Below are 19,144 nucleotides of genomic sequence, written 5' to 3'. Positions count from 1 at the left end.
TTTCCAGGCCACCAGTAGTTCGCATCACCAGCAGTACGCAGTAGGGAAGTACCAGCAGGACGCAGTACCGGTTTGGCAAGTGATTGATCCAGAGGGATGAACGGAGGAGCGGAACGCCATCAGGATCGCCCGGGCGGAAAGCTGAGTCCGGGTACCGCAGGACATCGATAGTGAGGTGGTCTCCGGTCAAGCAACCGCGATCCCAGCAGTTCCGACAGTGTTTCGGTCGGGTCTGCGGACACAGAGGGCCGGCGCAGCGCTGAGGCCGGCAGATGGTGTAGCAGTTCCTTCGGGGCCCTGGTGCCGTACGGCGCCGGGGCCCCTCAAGCGTGTTCCCCGAACAGTGCAGAGAGGTGCAAGTGACAGCAGACGACGCGTACACCCGTCTTGATGACGATGACTATCCCGCTTACACGATGGGCCGGGCCGCCGAGATGCTCGGCACCACGCAGGGCTTTCTGCGCGCCATCGGCGAAGCCCGCCTGATCACCCCGCTGCGCTCCGCCGGCGGACACCGTCGCTACTCCCGCTACCAGCTGCGCATCGCCGCGCGCGCCCGCGAGCTCGTCGACCGCGGCACCCCCGTCGAGGCCGCCTGCCGCATCATCATCCTCGAGGACCAGCTCGAAGAAGCCCAGCGCATCAACGCCGCCTACCGCCGCGCCACCGAATCGGCGAAGCAGACAGCCGCTGCTTGAAAACGCTGCGGCCCGCAACGTGCCAAGGATGTCCGCGGCTGCCGACTGGGAGGCAGTTGTTCCGGGACGACTTGGCCGTCACGGGCCTATGGGGCACGCCGGGAGGCGGTGGGCAAACGCTTCACAGCGGTGATTGCTCTGAACCGATGGGCAGGACGGAGGCGTCGCCGGCCGCACGGGCCTGTAAGCAGCGGGGCTGACCATCGGTTCGCTGTGCGACGCCGTCGAGTGCGGCAACGGCCCGGTGGTGGCCATGATCCTCCGGCACCGGATCCGCATCGCGGACCTGGCCCGCGCCGTCGTCGAAGAAACCGTGACCCTCCCCCCACCGCCCGGCAACACCGATGACGCCAGGACCTGACGGCGAGGGGCTGAAGTGCCTCGGCTTAACAACGACATTGGGAAGTTTCTGAACCCACGGAGCGAGGGGTTCGGTAGCCTGGTAGCAGGTGGCCCACGGACCAAGTGGGTCGCGGCCAACTTGAGATTGATCAAACTGCGGGAGTCCCCGGGGCCTGTGGGTGGCGCTGCTGATGAGCAGCGCCACGGCGTACGCCACGTCTGCCGCTCGCATCCGTGAGCCCGCCGGCTTCCGTTCGGGGAACGGTCGCTGTGATCGTTCCCCGAACGCTTGCGCAAAGTCCCCTGTCGGGCTGATGGCCCTTGGCCTGCTGGTTCAGGGTTCAGGGCCGGCGCTCAGTACAGTTTGTTCACCGCTGTGACGGTCGTGGCCTTGAAGTCGGCCACCTGGGCGTGCTGGAAGGTGCCCATCTGGCCCCACCGCACGACCGTCACGGTGGCGCCGTCGCGGCCGACCGAGAAGAGGCCGATGTCGGAGGAGCCCCAGGCGGAGACTGTGTGGATGCCGTAGACGTCGGCGCCCTCCTCGACGTTCAGCCGGCCGTAGTACTTCTGCGTCGCCGTGATGTCCGGGTCCTGCTGCATGAGCTTCTTCGCGCAGCCGGCCAGGTCCTTGCGCAGCAGCGCCGCGAAGTCCTTCGCCCACTGTTCGCTGCGCCCTTCGACCGTGAGCTGCTGGGCGTTCGTGTCGTACTCCGTCCAGTACTCCCGGTGCGTGGTGGTGGACGGCAGCGCGTCGCCCACGCACATCGGCAGCGGGTCGGGCTGGCCGGCCGTGACCGCTGCGGCGTACCACGGCGAGGACGGGTGGGGCGGCAGGTCGGCCGGCTCCAGGAACCGGGGTGTGTCGGAAGTCGGCGTGGCGGCGGCGGCCGGGACGACGGCTGCGGCGACACCGGCCACGGCCGCCAGCGCGGCCACGGTGGTACGGATGCCTCGGGTACGGATCTGCATGGTTTCCCCCATTGGTTCCCCCGTTGAATGCGCGGGCTTGTGCCCTTGCCCCCCGTACGACCCGCCACCACCCGTGAGCGTTGCCCTGTACGTCCGCTACGGATCCGTCCCGATTGTCACCGTCCTGCCACCGGGCTCAAGACCGGTGATCTCCCACTCCCGCCCATGGTCGGCTCAGGTCCGGCACCAAGCACATACGGCGCCGAAGGGTCCTGGCCGGTCGGGGTGAGGCCGTGGTCAGCCGGTGAGGGCATCTTCGAGGGTGAGGTGACAGGCGATGACGGTGTCGAGACCGACCAGGTTCAGGACGCGTTCGACGGCAGGTATGGCGGCGGCGATGCGCAGCCATCCGCCGGCCTTGTTGACTGTCTGGTAGGTGTTGGCGAAGAGGTTGACGCCGCTGGAGTCCATGAAGGTCACGCCGCTGAGGTCAAGGACGATGCGCGGTGAGGATGTGCTGGGCTCGGTGTGCAGGGCAGCTTCGAGCATCGGGCAGACGTCGGCGTCGATCTCGCCTTGCACGGTCACGACGCGGATGCCGTGATGGGTGTGACATTCGATGGAGAGCCGGTCTTGCGGGCTGGCCTGGTGGATAGTGGTCACCGCCTCTTCGGCCTCCTCGGCTGTTGCACCGGCTCAGAGTGCCGGGGGTGCAGGGCGATTCTGCCCTACGGGAAAGTCACCACACACCGGTCCTGGGTGATGGCCGTTCTTGGCGGTGCGGGTGGCCACATGGCGGGTACACGGGAATGTTGACCACGTGAAGAGGGGCGAGGGCAGTTGGACTCCGACGGCGACCATGCTGGCCGGGTGACGCCGTCAGCGGGTCTGATGCAGGCCAGTTACGCGCTGGATGCGGGCAACGGCTGCATCGCCCAGGCCCGCCGGCACGCTCTTGCCTTTCTGGACCGGGCGGTCACCGAACACCTTGTAGTGGTGCCGGCGCGGGCCAGGGATCTCACGCAACTGGTCGTCAGCGAGCTGGTCACCAACGCGCTCAAATATGCGCCGGGGCCGGTGATGATGAAGTTGGGGATCACTCCGGAGCGGGTGGAGGTCACCCTGTGGGACAGCGCGTCCGTCCTGCCGGTGGCGCGGAGATCCGATCCGGGCCGGATCAGCCAGCACGGTCTGGAGATCGTCAAAGCGGTGAGCGCATACCTCGTGGTGCGGCCGGATGCGGCGGGCAAACGGATCACGGCGCACATCGCCCTGCCCGATCCGCCCGGCGAGGCTGCGGCGCGCGCCCTGGCCTGAGAGGGCGTCGCGCACAGTCGTAGCTGCCGCACCCGAAGATCGAGCCGACACGGGGCCGGCTGCGTTCAGGTGCCGGCCCTCTCGCACGAGGGGACGGATATGGTCGGCGTCTTCGCCCACGGCGCGCTGCCTGCGCCGAATGGTGAGAGAGGGCCCGGCGGCGACTGCGCTACGCCGGGCCCTCGGCAACAACGCATCCGGCCAAGAGGCGGAGCCGGAGCGCGCTACCCCCTCAACGACAGCTCTGATCCAGGGGATACGTTCTGCTCCGCCATCCGTGCGAGGGCGTCAAGCACTGGCTGGTGTGGCACACAAAGTCCCCCGGAGCGCGCCCGGAGGACTCTGCCGGGGCTTTTGTCCAAACCCCGCCGTGACCGACCGGGTCACCATTTCTTCCTGCACCAGTCCTGTCCCGTCCTGCTCATTCTTTGATGTGCAGGATGTGCGCGCTCTCCAGCTGGTGCTGCAGCTGGGCGCTGATGCACTCGGGCAGCTCCTGGGTGTGGGCCCATGCGACGAGGTGTTCCGCGATGTGCCGCAGTTTGATGTTGGTGTGCTGGGAGACCTTCCGCAGGACGTGCCAGCCCTGCTCGGGTGTCAGCCGGCCCACGGCGACGACGACCCCGATGGCCTGGTCCACCACCGCGTGTGCGTGCACCGCCCGTTGAAGCTGCGTGTTCTCCTCGCGCAGTTCCTCCAACTGCTCCTGTGCAGATGGCTCAGCTGAAAGACCGGCAGCGGATATGGCGTCGGCTGTCACCGGCGACTCCCCTCCTTGTGCCCTCCTCATCTGCTGAGCGTCTGTCCCGCATCCGGCGGGTGCAACCGCTTGCCGGACCAAGGAGCGGTGGTCTTCAGGATCGGCTCCACCGGCGGGCTGCGGGTGGACCGGTGCCCGTCAGCCTGCCTGGCGGCGGGTGTCGGTGAAGCGTACGGCCGGCCCTCAGCTCTCGCGGGCGTCGGCAAGGCGCCACTGGCACAGCGGTAGCCCGCCGCTGCGGGGCAGTGGGGTCGGCAGGCCGGGCGGGTCTACGTCCGGTGCCCGTGTGCTCAGGCCGCCAGGCGCCTGCGGATGTCTGGCCGGGCGGGCTGGAGGGCGGGAGTCCGGTGATCTTCTGATGTCGTTCGGTGGGAGTGCGTGTGGGGTGGGTACCCGGGGGCCATGAACGAACATGAGGAGCGGGACCTGACCGCGACCGGAGTCGACGTCGCCCGGCTGGATGGTCAGCAGCTCATGAAGGAGCTGGAGACCATCCACCGCACGCGTCACGACACGCTGCTCTACGCCTCGAACGACGCGCTGCGGGCCCACGGCGAGCGCATGGCACAGCTGGAGGGCGAGTACCTGCGGCGCAACCCGGACCGCCCGGTCGCCGCGGGCCGCACCCGTGAGGGGGCGCGGGAACGCGTGAGCGGGGAGTCGACGACTCCCCGTTCTTAGGTGAATGCGGCCGGTTGGCGGCGAGCGGGGGTACGCGCCTGGCGAGTGCCCCGGCTCGCCGCTGCGGCCGGCCCGGGCCCACCGGGTGGGTGACCGGCCGGCCGGCGGGTCCGTCAGGCGCTCTCCTGGCCGAATACCTCCAGGTACGTCTCACGGAACGCCTTCAGGTCGTCCGGCTTGCTGTTGGTGACCAGCAAGGGACCGTCGGCGTGCCGTGGTGGCAAGGGCCGGGCGGCTGGACAACGGGATCTCGAGTGTGGTGTCGGGTGTGCAGTGGCTGCAGGCGCGCACGCCGTCGGCGAGGAGCTGGCGGGCTTCGTTGTGGCTGACGGCCAGGCGGCGTGTGCCGATGGCGTAGCAGTGACCGGCGTGGACCTCGAGGGGCGGGCGCCCATCCCCGATGCCGAGTTCCACGACCCATTCCGGCCGGGGCGGCCGGGCGCGGCGGGCGCGTTCCCGTTCGGCTTCATGCTGGCGGACAGCGGCGATCTTCGCGTCGATGCGTTCCAACCACATGGCGTGCCAGGTCCTCAACGTGATCAGTCGTGCCAGATCGTCAGGTAGACGGTCGAACATATGCGCTCTCCCCATTGTGACTGAGCGGCGTAGTTGGCCAGACAGGCCAACTACGTGCACGCGCGGGACACAGCTTCGGGCATGGACGATGGCGTGCTGGTCAGAGTTCCCAGTCCGCCGAGGCGAAGGTGTCTTACGGGCGAGAAAGCGTGCCCGGGGGTAGCTGGAGCCGGACCGAGAGAACGTTGATGCGTACAACGAGCCCAGGAGTGCGGCGGGCCGTGGTCAAGTTCAGGGGCTCTGGGCTGTGGTGACGTTCTCGACGAGAGCGGTGATGGCCGTCTCGTCGGGGCCCGGATCCGGCTTGAACGTGGCGAGCTTCTCGGCTGACACCGGCCCGGTGGTGTCCAGGACGTGCATCGTCGCGATGACGCCTCCGACCCGTACGGCGGTCACCAGGGTCCAGGCGAAGCCTCCGTTGTCCAACCGGGACAGGGTCCGGTAGCGCAGTGCGTTCTCCCCGAGGGCCGGGACGTCCAGCGCCTCGGTCGTGACGGACGCCTTTCCGATCGTGTTGCTGAAGCTGAACCGGCTGCATGCCCCGACGGCCTCGTGCAACTGCTTCATGCGGGCCCGTGCAGCCCTTTCCGGATAACTCATCAGGGTGGTGCTCCTGGGAGCTATGGAGGTCCCAACCCGATACATGATCGACGAGGCTGCGGCAGCCTCCTGACCATCACCCCCGGTGGCTTCCCTCACATGCCGGCAGACCTCCGGGGAGACGGTCTCCTTGAGGTCGGGGGAGGAGTCCGGTTCAGCCCCGTCCCGAGAACTGCTACCCGTGATCTCGAAACCGACGGCCTGGTCCGCGGTGAGCAGCGCGGCCTTCAGTTTGGCAGCGGTCAGCGGTTCGGAGTGCTCCGCCGCCTTACCCGCTGCCGTGCTCGTCGCTGGTCCCGGCTTTCTCCCGGCTTCGACGGGCTCGGCACTGTCCCCGCACCCTGCGGTCAGTCCTATCGCCGACAGGAGCGCCACCGCCGGCACCAGTCTTCGCCCGCTCTTTCGCATCTTCAGGTCCCCACCCTCGAACTCGCACTGTTCACATACGTACTGGCGAACGATATCCGTGCATGCCCAATGTCCTGACGTACCGGTGAGTGAAGGTGATCGGCTTTCCAGCCGGTCAAGGTCGCACGGAAACTGCCAGTACGTCGTCCGCTACCCCGCTGAGCCGGGGCACGATAGTTGTCACCCCCGGCGTCCGCTGACCTGCAACTTCGATCGGGCAAAGCACCCTGGCTGTCACCGGATTGGCGCCCCACCTGTCACCCCCGATGCCGCCTTCCAGCAGTTGCGCGCTCATGCCCGCCGGCACCGGATCCGTATTGCGGTCCTGGCCCGCGCCGTCGTTGAAGAAACCGTGGCCCTCCCCCCACCGCCCGGCCACACCGATGACGCCAGGACCTGACGGTGAAGAGCTGACCGTGGCGCAGGTCGGTGTAGTCATGGGGCTGCGCAGCAAGAGCACGATCGCCTACGACCTACGCCGCCTCGAAGGGCGCGGCGTCCTGGTGCGTGACGGGTATGGCTGGCGCGCCTGCGGGCCTGCCGTGCAGGTGGCGGCCTGTTTGCACAAGACCCGGCCCGCTGTGCGCAACCGGCTCTCGGACATTGCGCACCGGCTGCGCATCGAGTGTGCAGGCTGCGCAATCGGTGCGCGCAGGTGGTGAGTGGCGAGCACGTGCAGGCTCTGTCAGGCTCTGTCCTGCACGTACCCGGGCCGAATCTGCCCCGCCCGGGCGCGAGGCTGTGACCTGCGGTGGGGAGCGTCGTGATAAACGTCGGCAAGGGGCCGGTAAGACCGGTGGTAAGGGTTTACCGCCAGGACATTTTATGCAGCGCGGCCGCGCAACCGGGCGGCTTGCACGGTCGCCCTGGCGGGTACGACTGCGGCGGGCCGTGGTCGGAGCGGTGTCGTAGCTGGCCGGCTGTGCCAGCACGCGACCGGGTGGTGGAAGCAGCGAACGCCCGGGGGGCATCGTCACCGAGGGCTCGCTCACATATTTCGCGGAGGACGGGAAACACACTTCGTCGACTCCAACGACGTCGCGTGCGCTCCGGTCACGGCCTGCCCGCAGCCACCATGTGCCCTCGTCTGCTGAGCCCTGACCATGGGCGTGACCTGCCGTGGTCGGGGTCATGGTCGGGGCTGCGGTCATGGCCATGGTCAGGGCGACCACGCCCGTTAGGGGCCGACCGTCCTACTCGGTGGGCCCCTAACGGGTAGGACGGTGTATCTGGCTCAGGTCTTCCAGGGGTTGAGCCAGCTCACCTTCCGGTCGGGGTCGTGTGCGGGCCTCCACACGGGCGCTGAGGGCCCTTCGCGCAGCAGGTCGGCCATGGGCACCGACAGGACGGGAACGTTGCGCAGGAAGCGGTCCGGGACGGTTTCCTGGGTGGTTGCCCGCAGGGCTCGCCCCCGGTGCTCGACGCCGGCGGGCCCGACGTGGTCCAGGACGAACAGCACCCGCGAGAAGACCGGGTACCGCTTGCGCCAGGCCTCCGGCCCCTGCTGCGTGGCCAGTTGCGTCCCGTAGCCGCGGTGGCGCCCGCCCGGCACGGGGACGTAGCGGTGGAGCCGGGCGTAGGCGGCGACCTTGGCGGCCAGGCGCTCAGGCCCCATGGTGGCGCGGTCGACCTCCACGAACGCGCGCACCATCGCCCCGCCGGCCTCGCGGGTGCGGTAGTACACCAGCGCATCAGGGATTACCGCTTCCCCGCTGCCGAGCGGATGGTGGACCTCGGGAATCCAGTCCAGCGGCCGGCATATCTCCCCGCGGCGTCGGGCGTCCTGGACGAAGGCCAGCCCGACCTCGGTCACCGCCAGCCCGTGCCCGGTCTTCAGCCGCACCGCGGTCCGGTCACCGGCATACCGCCGCGTCGGCAGATTCCGTAACTCCGGCCACGTGGCCGCGATCCGCGCCCCGTACCCAGTGGCGAACCACACCCACACCCGCATCCGCCCCGCCCGCGCCAACGTGATCCGATCCACCAGCCCCTCGCCCCGCAGCTTCATCAGCCGGCGCCGCGTCTGCTCGATCCGCACCCCCGGCGCGGTCAGCAGATGCACCTGCTCGGTCGTCGCGATGCGGTACTGCGCCAGCACCGCCAACGCCAGCCGGTCCCCGTCGCTCCCATCCATGTTCACCATCGCTGCCTTCGTGACACAGCAGCACCCTCTTGGGCGGGCGCTGCGCCTCGTTCCACGGCAGCAGCCGACCCCGACCGGTTCTCTTACCAAAAAGGCCCGACCACGGTCACGATCCGACAACACCGCCCCCGACCAGGCCCACAACCCCACCGCCAACCGGTCCGACAACTGTCTCCACTCACCCCGGCAGCAGACAGCTGTGCACCTACCTGTCCGCCGTCCTCCTGGTGGGCCTGGTCCTCAACGCCACCCTCGGCTGGTCCTGGGCCGACCCCATCGCCGCCCTCGTCATCGCCGCCAAGGAAGGCCGCGACGCCTGGCAGGGCAAAGGCTGCTGCGCGACCCCGGCCGCAGCAGTGCTGCCCACCGGTGCCAAGGAGAGCGACGCATGCGGTTGCCGCCCCGGCTGCGACTGCTGCGGCTGAACCGAAGCCGCAGCAGCAGACCCCGACGAGCACATGGTCGGGGTCTGCTGCTGTCCAGCCGACACCGGTGTCACGCACAGCTCCGCCCTGTGAGGTCTATAAGCCTCACAGGGCATTTCCCCAGGTAGGCGCGCTGAGCTGTGAGGCTGTGAGACAGGGCTCGCGCCGGTGTGTCCTTTGGCAGGCGCTCTTGACCGATTGACGGGTGAGTTTGGCCGCTGGGCTCAAGGAGACAGTTCGTCTGCGGGATCGGTGTCAGCGGTCCTGCGAGCATACGGATCATGAAACGATCCGATGATCTCCTGGCAGGGCTGGACGATATCGACTGGGCAGTCCTGGGGCACGCCTACGGCAGCGCCGAGGACGTGCCTGGCCAGCTCCGGACGGTGTGCGGGCCGGACCAGGAGGCCCGGGAGAACGCCTTCCGCAGCCTGTTCAGCAACATCTTTCACCAGGGCACCCGGTACTCGGCCTCTCCGTACGCCGTACCGTTCCTCGCCCGAATCGCTGTCGCAGGCCCGGCCGGCGCCCGGGCCGACGCACTGCTGCTGACCCGTCTGGCCGTTGACTGGCACGACGAGTACGACCTCCCGCTCGGCATCAACACCGCCGCGTGGCGGGCCGCAGTCATCAGCCCCGAAGAAAATCTGCGCTGGTACGACGAGCAGATCACCGCCGAGACCGACGAGGAGCAGCTGAAGAACTTGCGCGAGGGACGGGCGTACTGTGCGGCCGGGCACCCCGTCGACGCCCGCGAAGGCGCACTGCGCTCCTATGACGCGGTCCGCGCCCAGCTTCCTGTCCTGCTCGAACTGCTCGGCGACCGGGACCTGGAGATCCGCACCAAGACCGCGTACCTCCTCGGCTGGTTCCCCGAGGAGGCCGACGCCACCCTGCACCCGTTGCTGGCCTGCCTCGACGGCGAGCGGGAACCGGTCTGCGTCGCCACGGTCCTCGTCGCGGTCGGGCTGCTCGCCGACCACGACCCGGAGGGCCGGGTCCGACATCATCTCGACCACGAGCACTCCTTGCCGCGTTGGGCCGCCGCCACCGCCCTGACCCGCATACTGGTCACGCATTCGGCCGCCGCGCCCGGCCTGCCGCCGGCCGAGCGCATCGCCGCAGAACTGGCGGCCTTCGGCGCCGGACCGGCCCCCGAATCCGCCACCGCTCACCACGCCGGTGACCTGCACAGCTACACCGTCCGAAGCCTGCTGCACCTGATGGGCGCCACCGAGGACCCGGACGGGATCCTCCTGGGAATCGTCCACGCCCTGCCCCATCTCGAGAAGACCGGAGCCGTGCCCCACCCGCTGGGAGCCCGCGCCGAGAACCTGCTGGAAGCCCTGTTCGAACCCACGGATACCGCAAAGGTGTTCACCGAACTCTCCCCCGGACGCCAGAAGCTGCTGAAGGTCCTGGCCGAGCTGCTGACCGCCGAGGACTTCCAGCCCGTACCGTTCGGCTCAGACCTCCACAAGCAGTTCACCCACTACGGCCTCCCCGGCACCCGACCCGCCCTACGCACCTACGTCGGCCTGTCCACCGAAGGCGAGGACCCCAGCGCCCCCTCCCCGACCCCTGGGAACCATTCCGCAACCACTGATCCCACCTCCCCTCCCGACCGGGCCTTTGCGCAGGTCACCATGCCTGTGCGGGCGTGGTCGGGGTGCTGACATCCCCCTCAGCGCCCCACGTTCACCCACCTGGAAAAAGGAAGGAAAAAGGCAGGAGAGAAGCGGGGCCGGGTGCGCGGCCGGGGGATCGGGGCGCCGGCCGGTGGTTCGCGCGCGTCGGCCGGGCCGCGCGCGAGCAGGCCCTTGCCGGGCCTGGCGCCCGGCAGAAGCGGCGGCCGGGGACGTTGACGGACCGGCACCCGGGCGCCGACGGACCGGCACGGATGATCACCTGGACAGGGTGGCGACAACTGACGCACCACGTGACGCCCTGTCTGACGCGGTATCGGACGCACCATCTGATGCGTCTCACGAGACGTGCAGATACGTGTCGGCCAGGTCCACCCGCCTGATCAGGCCTTACCCGAGGTCTGACATCCCTATGTACTTCTCCTTGCCTCTCACCCCTCCCGAGAAAAGGGGAGACGGGAGGGGTGAGAGGCAAGGAGAAGCCCCCAGGGACCGGTGCCCACGCTTGATCAACTGTGCGTCGGCTTCCGCCTCCGCACTGCACATCCCGCACCAGGACCGGTGCGAGCAACGGCGGCCGGCCACAGTGAACAGCGGGGCGCAGGTGTTCCCCGCCAGATGGAGGCCAGCAACTGATGCGCTACTTCCGCGAGTCGATGCAGAACACCATGAGCCTGTGCCAATACCACGTACGGCCCTTCACCCACCCCGAGATCGACGCCATCGAGGAGTACGACGACCAGGTCCCCCACCTCGCGTACTTCGAGCTGGAGACCCTGCTCGCCGACGCCGACGCCGACGCCGACGCCGACGCCGACGACCCCGACGACATCGCCGGCGCCTTCCGCCGACGGGCCGAGAAACTGACCTGCTGGCACGAGGCCCTCAACCGGCTCCTCACCGACCTTCGGCTCAAGAACACCGGCGACGACCAGGAGCCCTACAGCCCCGCCGTCCGCCGCTTCCTCAAGGGTGCCGCGGGCGACTACCACCGTCACCGGCACGGGTACGAGTACGCGGTGACACTCTGGGCTCTCGGACTTCAGGCCCCGACCAGCTACCCGCCGGAGACCCGCCACCTGAACGTGGCCAACCGGGAACTCAGGCTCTGGGAATGACCTTCTACCTTGCACCGTGCCGTGGGTAGGGTCCCGATCGGCACCTTCGCTTAGGACCTGTCCGGCCGATCATGTTGCTGGTTAGGGTGCGAGCGTGGCCAAGACGAGCGTGAGCAACGAGACCGACAGCGTGGTCTGTCTGTGGGTTGAACCGTGGGGAACTGATCACTGGATGGGCCCGGGCGAAGAGTTCACCGTCGTGACCGAGACGGACCCGGAGCACTCTCCGTTCAACGTGGTCGTGCATGATCAGGGCATCACGGTGTGGGTGAATTCGGGCAGCGACGCCGAAGTCTTCGACAAGAACGGCGACCTGGTCCCGTGCGGGCATCAGCGGCCGGCGGAGGGCGGCCACTGAGGTGTGTTTTGCCGTCAGGTTCGGAGCCAGACGGCGATGGCTGCCACGGTCGTGGTGCCGAGGTAGACGTAGCGGCGTTTGTCGTACTTGGCCCACGGCTCACCTGCTACGGCCGGGCGGAGGCAGTGCGCCGCAAGGTCTCCTCCATGGCGGAGGTGGCAGCCATCAGGTGCTCCGCCCGCTCCGGGTCGGTGGTCACCTGCCGCCCCGCCTCGAAGCTCAGTTCAGCCACGGCCTGCTGGAGCGCGGCCCGCAGGTCCGCGATGGGCTCGACAGTCACGATCGTCATCGTCTCCCTCGTCGGTACGAGCGTACCGAGCCGACGGCGGCCGGAGGTTCAGAAATTTCCCAATGTCGTTGTCAAGCCGAGGCACTCAGTGCGGGGTGAAGGTGCTCACCGTCAGGGCGCCGGTGTCGTCCATGCGGACCCGGTCGGCTAGTTGGGCCAGGACCTGCTCCGGCTGCAGGCCGGTACGGGCGGCGATGGCGCGCAGCCGGCGGCTCACGTCGGCCGACAGCCACACCCGCGCCGTCAGCTCATCGCGCGCATCCTGCCGTTCCTTCTGCCACGCGGCCTGACGGGCGAGGGCCTCCTGGCGCCGGTCCTCGCGCTCGCGCGCCCACGTACTGCCCTGCACATCCTGCTCGGGACGGTAGAGCGGCCACCCCTGCTCGCCCATCAGGGCGGCGACGCGCCGCCACTCGGCATGCCGGGCCACCCACTGCTCGGCAAGATCCTGCGGATCCTCCTCGTACGGGCCACGGCCAGAAGCGGGCACGTCCTCCAGCTGCTGTCCGGTCTCGTGCTCACGCCGCTCGGCTTCCGCGACCTTCCGCGACCTGCTCCACACTCAAGCCCTCGCCCTGGCGCCGCACCGCGGCCCGGGCCACGTCCTCAGCACTCCACATCACACACTCCCCTCCCGCGCCCACTGCAGGCCGAACCCGGCCAACTGCGCACGACGCTGCGCACCCAGCTTCCCCACCCAACGCCGGGTGTTGTCGAGCCATGCCCCCAACTTCACCGCCTGCTGCACACCCTCCCCACCGCCGTCCACGTCGATCACCCCGACGTGCTTGCGGGGAACGCTGAGGTGGCCTTCGCGGGCGTGGAACTGGCGGGCTGCGGCGAGGTTGGTGTCCCACCGCTCATCCTGCGACCGGCGTACCGGCACGAGCACCTCACCCTCTTCGGGCGCCTCGATGCCGAGGGTCTCCAGCAGGTACTGCTGCGCGGGCACCAACTTGTCCCACCCCACCCACTGCGTGGTGATCCACGCTCAGAGGTCCTCGCCCTGCACGATGAGCTCGCCCGCCCCGGCCGGGAAAACACCGCCGGTCTTCGCGTGCGTGAGAGCGAGCCGATACGCCCGCTGCCAGCCGACCTCCCACGCCATCGGACACCACCCGGGATCCACCTCTGCCAGAGCCTCCTGCCGGGCCTCAGAGAGCTGCCCGGCATACGAGACATCCGTTTTTCCCTGCCCGCGCGGCGTTCTCCGCGGCCTTCCGGGCCGCCGCACGCTGATTTTTCATCCAGGTCCCCAGCGGAAACGAATCCCAGACGACGGACGCGCCGGGCAGGCAGTGTCCGTGCACCGCGGCGTACGAGCGGGCGACCTCGAGGCCGGCGTCCCACACAGAAGCGTGCACGGACCACACCATCCCCAACTTCTCCAGCTCGATGACGCGCGAGGCTTCCAGCGTCCCGGCCGTGTAGTACTTGCGGGTGGTTTCGTCAGCGGAAGCGGGCAACGTTTGTCGACGGTTTCGAGTCACAGTTGGCGATCAGACAGCTCGAAAATGTCGATGAGAACTGACAACGCTGCGAACTCTTCCCGGTGTCAGAAGGAAGCGCATATTGTACGGTATGGCGACTTACAACAGCATCGGTGTGACCTACGCTGACACCCGGCGACCGGACCTCCGAATCGCCGCCAGGATCCATCAAGCCCTCAATGGTGCCACCACTGTGATCAACGTAGGAGCCGGCACCGGCTCCTACGAACCGTCACACACGGTGCTGGCTGTTGAACCCAGCTCAGTGATGATCGCCCAGCGCCCAGCCGGATCCGCACCGGCCCTGGAAGCCTCCGCGGAGTCGATCCCTCTCGCCGACGACTCGGCCGATGCGGTGATGGCTCTCCTGACCGTGCACCATTGGAGCGACCTGGAAGCCGGCATCGGCGAACTCCTCCGCATCGCCCGGCAGCGGATCGTCGTCCTCACCTTCGACCCCGACATCAACCACAGGTTCTGGCTGCTGGAGGAGTACCTGCCCGAAGCAGCCGCGTTCGACAACACACGAGCCGTCGCGGTCAACCGTTTGGCCAGGCTCCTGGGAGGCGCCTGCATCGAAACCGTCCCCATCCCGCACGATTGCACCGACGGATTCCTCGCCGCTTTCTGGCGCCGACCCGAGGCATACCTCGACCCAAAAGTGCGGGCCGGTATCTCGTTGTTCGCCCAGACCAGCGACGAAGTCCTCCAGCCGGGCTTGGCCCGGCTGTCAGACGACCTGTCCTCCGGCCGGTGGCACCAACACCATGCCGACCTGCTCGACCGCGAAGCCCTCGATGCCGGTTACCGGCTTCTTGTGGCCGACCTGTAGAACCAGGCGAGCCGTCTGACTGCACACTCAAGCCTGCGAGAAAGGGCCGGTCACGGCGGTGCACCAAAAGTGATCAGCGCGCAGCGACTTCTCCCGCGGAACTGCGCCGCCTTGATGCGCTGGCTTCGTAGGTGACGGTTGGGTTCTGGCACAGATCTTGGGGAGCCGTCGCAGAGCGTGACATCGTTGTTCGATTGCGAGGTCCTGGCTCGTGCGAGACGGCGTACGCCTTGTTCCCTGACGACCGGAAGTGACGCTCCCTCAGGTGCATTCCGTTCGCTGCCTTGGTCGGCGGTGGGCGGTGATGGTGCTGGGCATGCAGACCGACACGCTGTTCTGGGACTCGCTGGTGTTCGAGGGGATCGACGAGGTGGAGGTCGACGCGGTCACGGCCGCGTTCGGCACGGTCGAGGTGGTGGCGAGAGGCCGCGCGGCCTCGGCGGCCTGTCCGGGCTGCGGCCTCTTCTCGGGCCGGGTCCACGATCGTTACCAGCGCAGGCTGAAGGACCTTCGGCTCGCTGATCAGGGCTTTGTAATCCTGCTGACGGTCAGGCGTTTCATCTGCGGGTCGGCGGACTGCCAGCACCGGACGTTCGCCGAGCCGTTCTCCCGGCTGACTGTCCCGCACTCACGGTTCACCACACGGCTCAACCACGTCCTGGAACGGGTAGGGCTCGCCCTGGCGGGGCGGGGCTCGGCTGGCGGCTCAGCTCGGCTTCGGCGCGGGACGGATGACCCTGTTACGCAGGGTCATGGCATTGCCCGATCCGCGGTTCAGTACGCCGCGGGTGCTGGGCGTGGACGACTTCGCAATCCGCCGCGGCCAGACCTACTCCACCGTCTTGACCAGCGTCGAAGACCATCGCGTGGTCGATGTGCTTCCCACCCGGGAAGCCGGGCCGCTGGCCGCGTGGCTGATCGGCCATCCCGGTGTGGAGATCATCTGCCGGGACCGGGCGGGCGCCTACGCCGAGGACGCCCGGCGCGGCGCCCCCGATGCTCTGCAGGTCGCTGACCGGTTCCATCTGTGGCAGGGCCTCGGCCGGGCCGTGGAGACCTGCGTCGCCGCCCACCGCGACTGCCTGCCCAACCCGTCGTCCAGCAGCGTGCTGCCGGAGGCCAGCAGAGGGGCTTCCAGCCGGCCGCAGGACGACGCGGAGCCCGTCGGCCGACGGGCCGAGCGGAAGAAGGCCGCACACGCCCTGGTCCACGAGATGCTCGCCCAAGGCCACTCACGTCGGGCGATCTGCCGGCACCTGGGCTGGGGCCTCAACACCGTGCTCCGGTACGCGAGCGCCGCACGCTGGCAGGACACCATCCGCGAGAACCGGCCCCGACCCAGCAGGCTGGACCCGTACAAGCCCTACGTGGAACGGCGATTCGCCGAGGGATGCACCAGCGTCACCCGGCTGCACAGCGAGCTGGTCGCCGAGCATGCTCCCGTCACCTACGGCATGGTCCGTGCCCACATCGCCACCTTGCGCGGGGCGTCGGCCGCCGCACCGCCGCGGCCGCCGACCGTGCAGCAGGTGACCGGCTGGCTCACCCGACATCCTGCGACCCTGACCGAGAAGGACCGGGCCGGTCTGAAAGACATCCTGGCCCGCTGCCCCGAACTGGACACGGCAGCCGGACACGTCCGCGACTTCGGCGAGATGCTCACCGACCGCCTCGGCGTCACGCTCCCCACCTGGATCGACGCAGTCGACGCCAGCCAGCTGCCCGGCCTCACCGGCTTCGCACTCCACCTGCACCGAGACCTCGACGCCGTGACCGCCGGGCTCACCCTCGACTGGAGCTCCGGCAGCATCGAAGGCGCCGTCAACCGCATCAAGAAGATCAAGCGACAGCTCTACGGCCGAGCCGGATTCGATCTACTCCGCAAGCTGATCCTGCTCCAGTAGCATTCCGTAACTCCTCAAGATCTTTTTCCTATGGAGCCGTATCGCGCAGGTCAGGGCGGTTCCTTGGCAGTCCGAAGCCTGCCATCCCCTTTTCCTCGTAGGACAGGAAGCCCAGGCTCCGGTAGAACGCGTGGTTGCGGCTGCCCTCTGGAGACGCCTCGTGGTCTGTGGACAGGAGGAAGAATCGGCAGTGGGAGTAGCGCCGCATCAAGTGCTCGACCAGTGCCCGGCCAACCCCCTGCCTGTGGTTCGCCGGATTGACCACGACGTCCTGGACGTAACAGATGTGCTCGTCGTCGGAGATGGTCCGGGCCAGTCCCAGGAGGGATCCCGATCCGTCTCGTGCCGTGATGACGAGGTGAGAGTTCGCGAGACCGCGACAGAGCTTGTCGACATCGCTGGTGTAGCCCTCCCAACCGACCGCGTCGTAGAGCTTCAGCACCTCAACAGGATCGAAAACGCCCTCTTCTGCTATGAACATGTCGATCCCCTATGCGCTGGTGCCACTTCTCATCGTCAACTCGCCATCACACACGTCGGGCACGTCAAGATCGATCGCTGTTGGACCCGGCCGCCTTTCGTTCGAACGCTGGATGACGCTCTGCGACGGCTCCCCAAGATCTGTGCCAGAACCCGTCTTCCATGCATACTCGATCGGCGAGTTGGGCCAGGATCTGCTCGCCACTCAGACCAGTGCGCTGCCCTACGCGGGATTGATCACTGGGATTGATCACCGGGTCCAGAAGTCGTGGTCCATGTGCCCGGGCCGGAAGCCCTCGGACTCCGCAAGCAACGCCGCCTCCCGGAAGTTCCGCGCGACCTCACCCGGCTGGTGCGCGTCGCTGCCGAAACTCAACGCCCCACCGCCGCATTCGTACCACCATCGAATGATGGCGCCGTACGGCATCCTGCTGGTGTTGACTTCGAGGACCCGTCCGCCAGCAGCGAGAGCTCTCAGCGCCGCGCGGAACTCGTCCTCGAACATGCTGATCCGGCAGGGGCCGGCGTCCGCAGGCCAGGACCGCAGCGGGTAGTCGATGTGCCCGAGGATCTCGAACGCGTCCGACGTCCGGACCATGCGGGTGACCTCGCGGAGGTAGTCGCGGACGATGTCGGCGGGTGGGCGCAGTCCGAAGAGCCGATCCACGGCCAGCAGCCGCCCGCCCGATTCCAAGGAGTGCAGCGACCCGACGACACGACCGAAGTCCGCGGCGGCCAGCAGGTCGCCCACCGCCTTCGCGTACCAGTGCGGCTCGCCGAGTTCGACACCTGTGACGATGTGCAGGCTGGGGAACAGCGCCCGGCACCGCGCGATCGAGCCCAGATAGCCCTCGACGTCGAAAGGCGGCGTCCGGAAGAGTCCGTCCGCTCCGACCATCGCCTGGAAGGCGTCCGGCATGGTCGCCACGGCCGTCGCTGGGATCGTCCAGGTCGTGAAGTCGGTGTGCTCGGTGAAGGCGAGCGAGCGCAGGCCGAGCGATAGCGCCTGTTGACAGGTGGCCTCCATGGAGCCGGCAAGCGCGTCCCATGACCACTGGGTATGAATGTGATTGTCAGCCGGAAGCATGCCGTGATGCTCGCTCTCGTGAGCCGGGCGCACCAGGCCGATGCCGGCCCGGAGTTGTCCGGCGTCGTACGAGGTGACCTCGGAAGGACTCGTACGGGCAGTTCCGCCCGGCGGCCTTGGTGGACGCGGCAGCCGCCCCTAGCATCCCGTGCCGTGGACGACACGACTGCGCGCCTCGTAGACGCGCTGCTGACGACGGCACGGGACCGGGGCCTCGAACTCCGGCGCGAATCCGCTGTACTGGACGAGACGGGCTGGGACTTCCGTGTACTGCACGGCGTCGACACGGGGGGCGCCCGGTGGATTCTGCGCGTGCCGCGGCGCCCCGATGTCGCCGCGGCGGTGGACGTCGAGGCGCGGCTGCTCGCCCTCGTCCGCGACCGCCTCCCCGTAGCCGTCCCGCACTGGCGTATCGCGGACCGTGAACTCGTTGCCTATCCGCGACTGGCGGGTGAGCCCGCGGCGAGTGAGGACGTAGTGACCTTCCGGCTGCACTGGCGCATCGACCGGCAGAACCCGCCGCAGTCCTACGTCGAGGCGCTCGGCCGGTGCATGGCCGCCCTGCACGCCACACCGGTCGAGGAGGCTGCCGCGACGGGCATCCCGGTACGCCGCCTCGATGGCGTACGGGCCCGCTTCGGAGAGCAACTCGTCCTCGGACGCGCCGAACTGGGCATGCACGACACCTGGTGGGGCCGCGGCCGACGGTGGCTCGACGACGACGCCCTGTGGTCGCCGCGCAGCGTGCTGGTCCACGGCGACCTGCACCCCGGGCACACCCTGGTGGACGACACCGGGAACCTGGTCGGGGTCCTCGACTGGAGCGACGCCGAAGTCGGCGACCCGGGCACGGAGTTCGTCGAGGCTGCCAGGAAGTTCGAGCCGTCGATGCTCGATGACCTGCTCGCCGCGTACGCCGCGCACGGCGGCCAGACCTGGCCGGGGCTGGCACGGCACGTCCGCGAGGGCATCGCCTTCGCGCCGCTGACCCTCGGTGTGCTGGGCCTGACATCCGACCAGGAGCGGTACGTCGAAGCGGCACGGGCCCGTCTCGGAGTGCTCACGCACGGATGAGGGC

General features: G+C 68.5%; 22 protein-coding genes and 2 pseudogenes. 12 read left to right on the top strand and 12 right to left on the bottom strand.

The annotated features are described in order from the left end of the window. Positions 1 to 359 precede the first annotated feature (359 nt). A complete protein-coding gene (locus tag QFZ75_RS40205; RefSeq protein WP_307545653.1) occupies positions 360 to 698 on the top strand; it encodes a MerR family transcriptional regulator in 339 nt (112 codons plus the stop codon). Between the two features lie 696 nt (positions 699 to 1,394). On the opposite strand, the gene QFZ75_RS40200 is transcribed toward QFZ75_RS40205, so the two are convergent. Both QFZ75_RS40200 and QFZ75_RS40195 read right to left on the bottom strand, forming a co-directional pair. Continuing rightward, positions 1,395 to 2,024: a hypothetical protein gene (locus QFZ75_RS40200; RefSeq protein WP_307545651.1), complete on the bottom strand. Its 630-nt coding sequence runs from the start codon at positions 2,022 to 2,024 to the stop codon at positions 1,395 to 1,397. 225 nt (positions 2,025 to 2,249) lie between these two features. Further along, a complete protein-coding gene (locus QFZ75_RS40195; protein ID WP_307545649.1) occupies positions 2,250 to 2,615 on the bottom strand; it encodes an STAS domain-containing protein in 366 nt (121 codons plus the stop codon). Between the two features lie 177 nt (positions 2,616 to 2,792). Here QFZ75_RS40195 and QFZ75_RS40190 point away from each other — a divergent pair, with 177 nt between their 5' ends. Further along, entirely contained in the window at positions 2,793 to 3,269 is a 477-nt protein-coding gene (locus QFZ75_RS40190; RefSeq protein WP_307545647.1) for an ATP-binding protein, read from the top strand. Between the two features lie 421 nt (positions 3,270 to 3,690). On the opposite strand, the gene QFZ75_RS40185 is transcribed toward QFZ75_RS40190, so the two are convergent. Then, positions 3,691 to 4,029, bottom strand: coding sequence for an ANTAR domain-containing protein (locus tag QFZ75_RS40185; protein ID WP_307545645.1), 339 nt, complete (start codon positions 4,027 to 4,029; stop codon positions 3,691 to 3,693). A 402-nt stretch (positions 4,030 to 4,431) separates the two neighbouring features. Between QFZ75_RS40185 and QFZ75_RS40180 the strand changes: the two genes are divergently transcribed. Further along, positions 4,432 to 4,710, top strand: coding sequence for a DUF6158 family protein (locus QFZ75_RS40180; protein ID WP_307545643.1), 279 nt, complete (start codon positions 4,432 to 4,434; stop codon positions 4,708 to 4,710). Positions 4,711 to 4,860: 150 nt separating this feature from the next. Here the strand turns inward: QFZ75_RS40180 and QFZ75_RS40175 are convergent, their stop codons facing one another. After that, positions 4,861 to 5,286 carry a DUF6233 domain-containing protein gene (locus QFZ75_RS40175; RefSeq protein WP_307545642.1) on the bottom strand — a complete coding sequence of 142 codons (426 nt, stop codon included), beginning with the start codon at positions 5,284 to 5,286 and terminating at the stop codon, positions 4,861 to 4,863. A gap of 231 nt (positions 5,287 to 5,517) precedes the next feature. Continuing rightward, complete coding sequence (locus tag QFZ75_RS40170; RefSeq protein WP_307545639.1) at positions 5,518 to 5,886, bottom strand: hypothetical protein; 369 nt, start codon at positions 5,884 to 5,886, stop codon at positions 5,518 to 5,520. Positions 5,887 to 6,710: 824 nt separating this feature from the next. Here QFZ75_RS40170 and QFZ75_RS40165 point away from each other — a divergent pair. Further along, positions 6,711 to 6,956, top strand: coding sequence for a hypothetical protein (locus QFZ75_RS40165; protein WP_307545637.1), 246 nt, complete (start codon positions 6,711 to 6,713; stop codon positions 6,954 to 6,956). A gap of 572 nt (positions 6,957 to 7,528) precedes the next feature. Here QFZ75_RS40165 and QFZ75_RS40160 read toward each other — a convergent pair. Continuing rightward, a complete protein-coding gene (locus QFZ75_RS40160; protein ID WP_307545635.1) occupies positions 7,529 to 8,437 on the bottom strand; it encodes a replication-relaxation family protein in 909 nt (302 codons plus the stop codon). A 197-nt stretch (positions 8,438 to 8,634) separates the two neighbouring features. Here QFZ75_RS40160 and QFZ75_RS40155 point away from each other — a divergent pair. The 4 genes and pseudogenes from QFZ75_RS40155 to QFZ75_RS40140 form a co-directional block, all read left to right on the top strand. Then, positions 8,635 to 8,862 (top strand): annotated as a pseudogene (locus QFZ75_RS40155) (cation transporter); the annotation flags it as partial. Positions 8,863 to 9,143: 281 nt separating this feature from the next. After that, positions 9,144 to 10,538 (top strand): hypothetical protein, encoded by a 1,395-nt coding sequence (locus QFZ75_RS40150; protein ID WP_307545633.1) that lies wholly within the window; start codon positions 9,144 to 9,146, stop codon positions 10,536 to 10,538. Between the two features lie 605 nt (positions 10,539 to 11,143). Next, positions 11,144 to 11,626: a hypothetical protein gene (locus QFZ75_RS40145; protein ID WP_307545631.1), complete on the top strand. Its 483-nt coding sequence runs from the start codon at positions 11,144 to 11,146 to the stop codon at positions 11,624 to 11,626. A 94-nt stretch (positions 11,627 to 11,720) separates the two neighbouring features. Continuing rightward, positions 11,721 to 11,984 carry a hypothetical protein gene (locus QFZ75_RS40140; RefSeq protein WP_307545629.1) on the top strand — a complete coding sequence of 88 codons (264 nt, stop codon included), beginning with the start codon at positions 11,721 to 11,723 and terminating at the stop codon, positions 11,982 to 11,984. A gap of 106 nt (positions 11,985 to 12,090) precedes the next feature. On the opposite strand, the gene QFZ75_RS40135 is transcribed toward QFZ75_RS40140, so the two are convergent. The 4 genes from QFZ75_RS40135 to QFZ75_RS40120 form a co-directional block, all read right to left on the bottom strand. Continuing rightward, positions 12,091 to 12,273 (bottom strand): hypothetical protein, encoded by a 183-nt coding sequence (locus QFZ75_RS40135; protein ID WP_307545627.1) that lies wholly within the window; start codon positions 12,271 to 12,273, stop codon positions 12,091 to 12,093. Between the two features lie 85 nt (positions 12,274 to 12,358). Next, positions 12,359 to 12,835, bottom strand: coding sequence for a hypothetical protein (locus QFZ75_RS40130; RefSeq protein ID WP_307545625.1), 477 nt, complete (start codon positions 12,833 to 12,835; stop codon positions 12,359 to 12,361). Between the two features lie 57 nt (positions 12,836 to 12,892). After that, positions 12,893 to 13,243 (bottom strand): helicase associated domain-containing protein, encoded by a 351-nt coding sequence (locus tag QFZ75_RS40125; protein ID WP_307545623.1) that lies wholly within the window; start codon positions 13,241 to 13,243, stop codon positions 12,893 to 12,895. 184 nt (positions 13,244 to 13,427) lie between these two features. Beyond that, complete coding sequence (locus tag QFZ75_RS40120; RefSeq protein ID WP_307545621.1) at positions 13,428 to 13,763, bottom strand: helicase associated domain-containing protein; 336 nt, start codon at positions 13,761 to 13,763, stop codon at positions 13,428 to 13,430. Positions 13,764 to 13,854: 91 nt separating this feature from the next. Between QFZ75_RS40120 and QFZ75_RS40115 the strand changes: the two genes are divergently transcribed. From QFZ75_RS40115 to QFZ75_RS40105, 3 genes and pseudogenes are all read left to right on the top strand, one after another. Continuing rightward, a complete protein-coding gene (locus QFZ75_RS40115) occupies positions 13,855 to 14,595 on the top strand; it encodes a class I SAM-dependent methyltransferase (RefSeq protein ID WP_307545619.1) in 741 nt (246 codons plus the stop codon). A 304-nt stretch (positions 14,596 to 14,899) separates the two neighbouring features. Then, positions 14,900 to 15,100: pseudogene (locus QFZ75_RS40110) on the top strand (ISL3 family transposase); the annotation flags it as partial. Between the two features lie 226 nt (positions 15,101 to 15,326). Next, complete coding sequence (locus QFZ75_RS40105) at positions 15,327 to 16,499, top strand: ISL3 family transposase (RefSeq protein WP_307545617.1); 1,173 nt, start codon at positions 15,327 to 15,329, stop codon at positions 16,497 to 16,499. A gap of 28 nt (positions 16,500 to 16,527) precedes the next feature. Here QFZ75_RS40105 and QFZ75_RS40100 read toward each other — a convergent pair whose 3' ends face one another. Beyond that, positions 16,528 to 16,980, bottom strand: coding sequence for a GNAT family N-acetyltransferase (locus QFZ75_RS40100; RefSeq protein ID WP_307545615.1), 453 nt, complete (start codon positions 16,978 to 16,980; stop codon positions 16,528 to 16,530). Between the two features lie 249 nt (positions 16,981 to 17,229). Continuing rightward, the gene (locus QFZ75_RS40095; RefSeq protein ID WP_307545613.1) at positions 17,230 to 18,066 is read right to left on the bottom strand and encodes a PHP domain-containing protein; all 837 of its coding nucleotides are present in this window, start codon (positions 18,064 to 18,066) and stop codon (positions 17,230 to 17,232) included. Between the two features lie 153 nt (positions 18,067 to 18,219). On the opposite strand from QFZ75_RS40095, the gene QFZ75_RS40090 reads away from it, so the two are divergent. Next, a complete protein-coding gene (locus tag QFZ75_RS40090; protein WP_307545611.1) occupies positions 18,220 to 19,140 on the top strand; it encodes a macrolide 2'-phosphotransferase in 921 nt (306 codons plus the stop codon). The last annotated feature ends 4 nt before the right edge of the window (positions 19,141 to 19,144 follow it).

This window comes from Streptomyces sp. V3I8 (assembly GCF_030817535.1).
Taxonomy (GTDB): Bacteria; Actinomycetota; Actinomycetes; order Streptomycetales; family Streptomycetaceae; genus Streptomyces.
Note: the sequence above shows the minus strand (reverse complement) of the source record. Positions and strands in the feature narration are given on the sequence as shown.